The sequence below is a fragment of the Streptomyces torulosus genome, from assembly GCF_001419765.1.
Classification (GTDB): domain Bacteria; phylum Actinomycetota; class Actinomycetes; order Streptomycetales; family Streptomycetaceae; genus Streptomyces; species Streptomyces torulosus.
On sequence record NZ_LIRK01000268.1, the window covers coordinates 1 to 6,909 of the forward strand.

Below are 6,909 nucleotides of genomic sequence, written 5' to 3' on the forward strand. Positions count from 1 at the left end.
GGCCGTGGGGCGGGGCGCGGCCGTGGTGGGCTCAGTGGCCCGCCGCCCTCAGGTCCGCCACCACCCTCGCCGCCACCGGGGCCGGTACGCCGTGGCGTTCGGCGGCGCGGAGCAGTGCGCCGCCGATCGCGTCCAGTTCGAGCGGGCGGCCGGACTCGGCGTCGCGCTGCATCGATGACTTGGTGCCGGGCGGGAAGGCGTCGTAGCGGCGTACCGCCTCGGCCGGGTCCACGGGGGCGCCGACCGCCGCGCTGACCGCCGCCGTCTCCTCGACCAAGGCGGTCAGTTCCTCGCGGTGGCGGGTGCGGATCTCGCCCAGGGGCAGGCCGTAGCGGGTCGTCAGCAGGGCGAACGGGGCCAGGAACGACATCTTCGCCCACAGCACCGCCGTCTCGCCGGGCAGCACTCGGGTGGCGATGCCGGACCATTCGAGGGCTCCGGCAAGGGCGTTGAGGCGGTCGACGGGGGCCTCGTCGCCGGTCAGGTCGACCTCCGCGAAGGGGCTTCCGTGCGCGATGACGCCCGGCGCGACCCGGGTCGACTCGACACGGATGGTCGCCGGGGCGATGTGGGCGGTGTCGCCGTAGTGGGCGCGCAGGGCCGCCGGGTGTTCGACACCGTTCAGGAACGGGACGACGAGGGTGCCGGGGGTCAGGGACGACGCGGGGAGGCGGTCCAGGGCCGGGCCGAGGGTGGTGTGCTTCACGGTGAGGAGGGCCGCGTCGACCGGTTCGCGGAGTTCGGCGGCGGTCTCCACACGGGCGGTGAAGTCGCCGAAGCGGGCACTGGTGACGCTGATGCCGTCCTTGTCCAGCGCGCGGGCCGTCTCGTCCCCCGCCAGACAGATGACGCGGTTGCCCGCGCGGGCGAGGAGCGCGGCGAGCAGGCCGCCCACCCCGCCGGGTCCGAGCACCGCCACGGTGAGCCGTTCGTTCGTCGACATGGTCCCCTCGTCTCTGCGTCGCCTTCGTCGGTCGGCCGGCGGCCTCCGTGATGATCACAAGGGGGCAGGGTGAAGTCAATCCTCGGGGAAACTTGCTGATACCCAAGGATTCACTTCATGCCGAGGTGGGAGTGTGACCCGCGCGGGAGACTGGGCTCATGTGCCGAAGCATCAAGACTCTGCGACCGCCCGCGATCCCCGAGGAAGCCACCGAGGACGACATCCGGGCCGCCGCCCTGCAGTACGTCCGCAAGGTGTCCGGTTTCCGCGCGCCCGCCGCCCACAACCGTGAGGTGTTCGATCACGCGGTGAATGCCGTCGCGGCCGCCACGGCGGATCTGCTGGCGGGGCTGGAGGTACGGGGCGCCGCGGCCCGGCGGGCAGGGTAGGTCCGGCGGGTCGGGTAGGTCCGGCGGGTCGGGTAGGTGCGACGCCCGCACCACGGCGCCATGACCCGCTCGGGTTCTCCGGCCCTCAGCCGGCGGCCCGCGGGTGCCGCATGAAGTACGCCGCCGCCGCGCCCGCGCCGAAGAGGGCGGCCAGGGAGACCGCCGCCGCGAGCCAGGTGGGGCCCAGCCAGTGGGCGCCGAGGTAGCCGAGGGCGACGCTGTAGCCGGCCCACGCGAGGCCCGCCAACGCGGACCAGGGGAGGAAGTCGCGGGCGCGGTGGCGTGCGGCGCCCGCGCCGAGGGAGACGACCGAACGGCCCGCAGGGGCGAAGCGGGCGATGACGACCAGCAGGCCGCCGCCCCGGGCGAGAGCCGCGCCGAGACGTTCCTGCGCGGTGGTCAGGCGCCGGGACCGGGCGATCGCGCGGTCCAGACGCGCACTGCCCGCCCACGCCAGGCGGTACGCCACGAGGTCGCCGAGGACGGACGCCGTGGCCGCCGCGAGGATCAGGACGAGCACGTCGGGGACGTCGCGGGGCATCGCGCCCGCCGCCGTCTCCGCCGCGGCCGCCGTGGCCGCCGCGACGACCAGCACACCGCTCGGCAGGACCGGGAGGAACACGTCCAGCACGATGGACGCGGCCACGACGGCGTAGATCCATGGGCCGGCGGTCAGCCAGCCCAGACTCTCAAGCACCGAGCACTCTCCTGTTGTCCCCCGACATCACGGTGATCCCGTGATAGCCGAACAGCGTACGCCCCGGGTACGACAGAGGGCCCACAGGGGCTCATGTGTCCGTCATGGACGGTTCATCAGAGGCGGTTCGTACGGCCGGAAGGGGCAGGGACGGGCCGGGGGAGGAAAGGAGTGCACACACGACCGCCGGGGGCGTGTGGCGCCCCCGGCGGCCCGGTGCTGCCGCGGCGGTGAGGAGACCGGCGATCAACCGGCGATCAACCGGCGGCCGTCGGCCGACGGTCACCGGCCTGCACTGACCGGCCCTCTGCGACTGGCCCTCTGCGACCGGTCCTCTCCGACCCGTCTTCGTGTCTCGCGGCCTCGCGGCCTCACGGTCGGTCAGGCCGCCACCGGCTCCCGCTTCCTCGCCTCCCTGGTGTGGGCCGTCGAGCGCTTGGCGATGAACTTGTCCAGGCCGAGCGCGCCGGAGCCGGTGAAGATCAGGAGGAACATGGTCCAGCAGTAGAGGGCCGCGAGCTCGCCGCCGTTCTGGACGGGCCACACGGCCTCCGGCTGGTGGACCTTGAAGTACGCGTAGGCCATGGCGCCCGAGGCGATGAACGCGGCGAAGCGGGTGCCGAGGCCGACGAGGACCAGGCTGCCGCCGACGAGTTGGATGACGGCCGCGTACCAACCCGGCCAGGCTCCGGTGGCGGCGGTTCCGCCCTGGCCGTCGACGCCGCCGAGGAGGCCGAAGAGGCTTTTGGCGCCGTGGCAGGTGAACAGCAGTCCGATGACGATGCGGAACAACCCGAGGACGTATGGCTGGGCGCTGTTGAGGCGTCCGGTCATGTGGGGTGACTCCTTCGGTATCACCCGGTCCTGGTGGGACCGGTGGGGACGGGATTACCGGCGGGTCACTCCAGTTATGCACTGCTACTCGATACTTACTAGTTCAACATCTGGCCAGGTCCTTACCTCCGCTTGGTCGGATTTTCCCCCCGTTACCGCGCGTAGAACGGCTCGTGCCACCGCGTCCGCGTCCGAAAGAGTGACCGAATCCACGCCAGGTCGGGCTCCCGCGGCGGTCACCCAGTGCACCCCCTCCGTCGGCACCCCGAGAGCGAACCGCTTCTCGTGCGGCACCCCGTGACGGTCTATCAGGTGATAAGGCCGGGATGTCACGTCCAGCCCGCCCGTCTCGTGCCCGTCCACCCGGTGCGGGCGGCAGGCGCCCTCGCGCAGCAGCCTGGCGAGCAGTTCGTCGGCGGTCCGGCGAACGTCCGGTTCGGGCAGCCGTGCCTCGATGAGCGTCGTGACCCGGACGTCGGAGCCCGGCACGTCGGGGGAGTGGGCGAGCCAGGCCCCGTCGTCCTGCCGTACCTCCAGGCCGGGGCCGAGGACCGTCAGGACGCCCGCCTCGATCAGCGCGGTCATCTCCTCGATACGGCTGCGGGGCGGGCCGATGGAGAGGAAGGCGTTCAGGGGGGTGTACCAGCGGTCCAGGTGCTCCCGGCGGGAGTCACCGGTCAGTCCGCCGTGGTCCACGATCAGACGCAGCTCGTTGCGCAGGTCCCGCAGCACGTCCAGCGCGGCCTTCTCCGGGCCCGCCACATTGCCGAGCGCGGCCCGCGCGGCATCCTCGCGGAGGTGGGCGAGCAGCCAGGCCCGCCAGGCCTCCGGATCCGGGAACACGAGCCCCGCGTACGGGCGCGAGACACGCTCCCAGGACCAGCGGTCACGCTCGGGCACCCCGAACTCGTCGAGGACGGCGGCCTCTTGGCGGCTGCGGTGCGGTGCGGCCAGGAACCGCTCACGGAAGGTGTCGTCGCCCGCGGTCTGCTCGCCCGTCGTCTGCTCGCCCGTCGCCTCCTCGCCCGGGCGTCGCCTCAGCGCCTCGTAGTAGACCGTCTCCACCTCCTTCGCCACCAACGGCCATATCGCCGCGAGGAAATCCGGTGCCTCCCCGGAGTCGGCGCGCTTGCGGAAGCCGGCGATCACCTCGGGGGTCAGGACCAGCGGCACATGGCGGCCGTAGGGGCCCTTGGCGTTGTCGCCGCGCGCCTGGTACGGCACTCCGCGCCGGGAGCCGGCGTAGAGGCGGGGCTCGCGGCCCGAGGGGAGGTAGCGCGGCGACCGGGGCCGCCGGGCGCCCGGCAGGCCCGGCTCCTCCTCGTCCCGGTCGTACACGAACCGGCCGCCCCGGCCTGTCGTCAGCAGGGCCATGTGGTCGAAGAAGTTGAGGCCGAGTCCGCGCAGGAGAACCGGTTCGCCGGGGGCGAGGGAGGAGAGGTCGAGGTCGGCCGGGTTGGCGGGCGGGAGGTGGCGCAGACCGTGCCGGGCGGCGTACGCCGTCGTACGGCGCTCCTCCTCGTCCGGGACCGTGGGCAGATGGCCCTGGGCGAGGACCACGGCGGCGAGGTCGGCGAGGACGTGACCGGTGGCGAGGGTGAGGCGCTGGCTGCCGTCGGCGGCGTCGTCGAGGCGGACCGCGCGGGTCCGGTGCGTCCGTACCCGGATCGCGGGCGGCGCGCCCCGCACCGTCTCGGCGAAGACCCACTCCAGGTAACGGCCGTACTGGGCGCGGGTCGGATAGTCGTCGGGGCCGGGCGCGGGCGGGCCGCCGGGGTCGGCCCGGTCGGCGGCCCACTCGTGGAGGCTCGGCCCCGGGCGTATCGGACCCGAGCAGTTCACGCTCTCGTCGGTGAACAGGGTGACCTGCGAGGCCACGGTGTTCATCAGCAGTTGCGGGGACTGGGCGGTGCGCCACACCTGGCCGGGGCCCGGCGGGGCCGGGTCGACGACATGGACGGTCAACCGGATTCCGGGGCGCAGCAGTTCGGGTGCTGAGGCGCAGAGGCGTTCCAGGACGCTGGTGCCGCGGGGGCCGGCGCCGACGAGAGCGACGCCGATGTCACTGATCCCTGGCAACTCGGACAAGGGGGTAACTCCCGTGCGTGTGGGGCGCATCGTGGGGCGCGATGCGGCGGACCGCCCGAGAGGAAGCGGACGGTCCGCCTCATCATGCCGTCGGACGGCACGCGAACGGAGCACTGAAACCCTTCAGGGCGCCCGGTGTGGGATGCCTCACGCGCATCCCGGGCAACAGGGGTGCCAACCGTGTCCAATGGCGGTATTAGGGGGTGAGTACCGACTCCGTGACCGTCTCCAGCCGGGCCTTCTCGCCCCGTCGGGCCCGTGCCTGCTCGAAGCGCAGCCGGGCCGAACGGCCTCGCAGCGTCAGGGTCATGAGCTGGTTGCCGAACCAGGGGCCGCCCGCCCTGTGCCAGTCGATGGACGGCCGCCCGCCCCGCCCGTGCCGTGCGAGCCACCGGCCGATCGCCCGCCCGATCCGGCTCCAGCCGAAGTGGAAGCCCAGTTTCATGGACAGCGGGACGGAGTTGTGGACCGGGGAGCAGGTGAGCTGCAGGACGCGGGCGTCCGGCACGGCGGGGGCGTCGGCGGGCCAGGACGGCTGGGCGATGTAGGCGTGGTGCACGTCCCCGGAGAGCACCAGTACGGTCGCCGGGGCGCCGTCCCCCGAGCCGGCCTCGGCCGTAAGGGCGGTCAGGGCCTCGAAGGACTCCGGGAACGCGGCCCAGTGCTCCAGATCCGCCGCCCGCCGCACCTTCTCCCCGAGCCGCGCCCAGCGCTCCCCGCGCACGCCCTGGCACAGCGCCGCGTTCCACGACTCGGCCCCGTGCACGAGGTGTGGCAGCAGCCAGGGCAGCGAGGTGCCGATGAGGAGGTGGTCGCACGAGCCGGGGTCGTCCAGCGCCTGCTCCCGCAGCCAGGCGGCCTCGCCCGCGTCCAGCATCGACCGGTTCGCCTCGTCGAGGACCCGCGCGGCCCGGCTGTCGAGCATCAGCACGCGGACGCGTCCGAAGTCCCGCCGGTAGCTCCAGCGGACCGAGGCCAGGTCCCGGTCCGCCTCGGTGGCGTGCGCGCGCAGGACGTCCGTACCGTCCGGGACGGCGCGTACGGCGGCGTACACCGGGTCGGCGGCCAGTTCGCCGGGGGAGAGGTTCCCGAGGTGCTGGTGGACCCAGTACGACATCAGCCCGCTCAGGATGCGCTCCTGCCACCAGGGGGTGTCCCGCATGTCGGCGAGCCAGGACGCGCTGGTGTTCCAGTCGTCGATGACGTCGTGGTCGTCGAAGATCATGCAGCTGGGCACGGTGGACAGCAGCCAGCGGATGCCCGGGTCGAGCCAGGACTCGTAGTAGAGGTGGGTGTACTCCTCGTAGTCCGCGACCTGCGCGCCCGGCGGCTCCCGCAGATCCCGGCGGGAGGCGAGGTAGGCGCGGGTGGCCTTGGAGGTCTCGTCCGCGTAGACCTGGTCGCCGAGGAGCAGCAGGACGTCGGGGCGCTCGTCGCCCGCCCCGGCGGCGATACGGGAGGCCAGCGCGTCCAGGGCGTCCGGCCCCACAGGGTCGGAGTCGCCGTGGGGCGGCGCGGCCCAGCGGCAGGAGCCGAAGGCGACACGGACCGGGTCGCCGCCGGCCGGGGTGTGGATCTCGGAGGGCGGGAAACGGGAGTCGGGCAGGGGCCAGACCGGGGAGTCGTCGAGGAGTACCTCGTACGACGACACCGTGCCCGGGGTCAGGCCCGTCACCGGCACCAGCGCGTAGTGGTGGCCGGCGATCTGGAAGGTGGGGGCCGTGCCGCCCCCGCCGCCGGCGCAGCGCACCTCGGCCGTGCAGGGGCGGCTCGTCTCGACCCAGACGGTCGCGGTCGAACCGTCCACGTATCTCAGCAGTGGGCCAAGGCGCAGTTCCGCCATCGGCGATCACCCGCTCCCTCTCTGGTCGGAGGCCCTTGGGGGACGTCTGTGTCCCTGCGGACCACCCTCCTCCGTCGCCCCGTACGGTACGGAACGACGGAGGAGGGTGGTCCGC

At 73.4% G+C, this 6,909-nt stretch carries 6 protein-coding genes; 1 reads left to right on the top strand and 5 read right to left on the bottom strand.

Annotation, left to right across the window (positions count from 1 at the left end):
* Window positions 1–31 precede the first annotated feature (31 nt).
* The gene (locus tag AOK23_RS19445; protein WP_055713969.1) at window positions 32–943 is read right to left on the bottom strand and encodes a ketopantoate reductase family protein; all 912 of its coding nucleotides are present in this window, start codon (window positions 941–943) and stop codon (window positions 32–34) included.
* A 158-nt stretch (window positions 944–1,101) separates the two neighbouring features.
* Between AOK23_RS19445 and AOK23_RS19450 the strand changes: the two genes are divergently transcribed.
* Entirely contained in the window at window positions 1,102–1,332 is a 231-nt protein-coding gene (locus tag AOK23_RS19450) for a DUF2277 domain-containing protein (protein ID WP_055713970.1), read from the top strand.
* 85 nt (window positions 1,333–1,417) lie between these two features.
* On the opposite strand, the gene AOK23_RS19455 is transcribed toward AOK23_RS19450, so the two are convergent.
* From AOK23_RS19455 to AOK23_RS19470, 4 genes are all read right to left on the bottom strand, one after another.
* Window positions 1,418–2,029, bottom strand: a complete 612-nt coding sequence (locus tag AOK23_RS19455) for a DedA family protein (RefSeq protein ID WP_055713971.1) — start codon at window positions 2,027–2,029, stop codon at window positions 1,418–1,420.
* 381 nt (window positions 2,030–2,410) lie between these two features.
* Window positions 2,411–2,863 (bottom strand): DoxX family protein, encoded by a 453-nt coding sequence (locus AOK23_RS19460; RefSeq protein ID WP_055713972.1) that lies wholly within the window; start codon window positions 2,861–2,863, stop codon window positions 2,411–2,413.
* A gap of 84 nt (window positions 2,864–2,947) precedes the next feature.
* A complete protein-coding gene (locus tag AOK23_RS19465; RefSeq protein WP_055713973.1) occupies window positions 2,948–4,981 on the bottom strand; it encodes an FAD/NAD(P)-binding protein in 2,034 nt (677 codons plus the stop codon).
* Window positions 4,982–5,147: 166 nt separating this feature from the next.
* Window positions 5,148–6,794 (bottom strand): alkaline phosphatase D family protein, encoded by a 1,647-nt coding sequence (locus AOK23_RS19470; protein WP_055713974.1) that lies wholly within the window; start codon window positions 6,792–6,794, stop codon window positions 5,148–5,150.
* Window positions 6,795–6,909: the final 115 nt, after the last annotated feature.

What these genes read in the sequence shown, in the direction of transcription:
- AOK23_RS19460 (WP_055713972.1), bottom strand. Translation starts at nt 2,863, where the DNA reads ATGACCGGACGCCTCAACAGCGCCCAGCCATACGTCCTCGGGTTGTTC.
- AOK23_RS19450 (WP_055713970.1), top strand. Translation starts at nt 1,102, where the DNA reads ATGTGCCGAAGCATCAAGACTCTGCGACCGCCCGCGATCCCCGAGGAA.
- AOK23_RS19445 (WP_055713969.1), bottom strand. Translation starts at nt 943, where the DNA reads ATGTCGACGAACGAACGGCTCACCGTGGCGGTGCTCGGACCCGGCGGG.
- AOK23_RS19465 (WP_055713973.1), bottom strand. Translation starts at nt 4,981, where the DNA reads ATGCGCCCCACACGCACGGGAGTTACCCCCTTGTCCGAGTTGCCAGGG.
- AOK23_RS19470 (WP_055713974.1), bottom strand. Translation starts at nt 6,794, where the DNA reads ATGGCGGAACTGCGCCTTGGCCCACTGCTGAGATACGTGGACGGTTCG.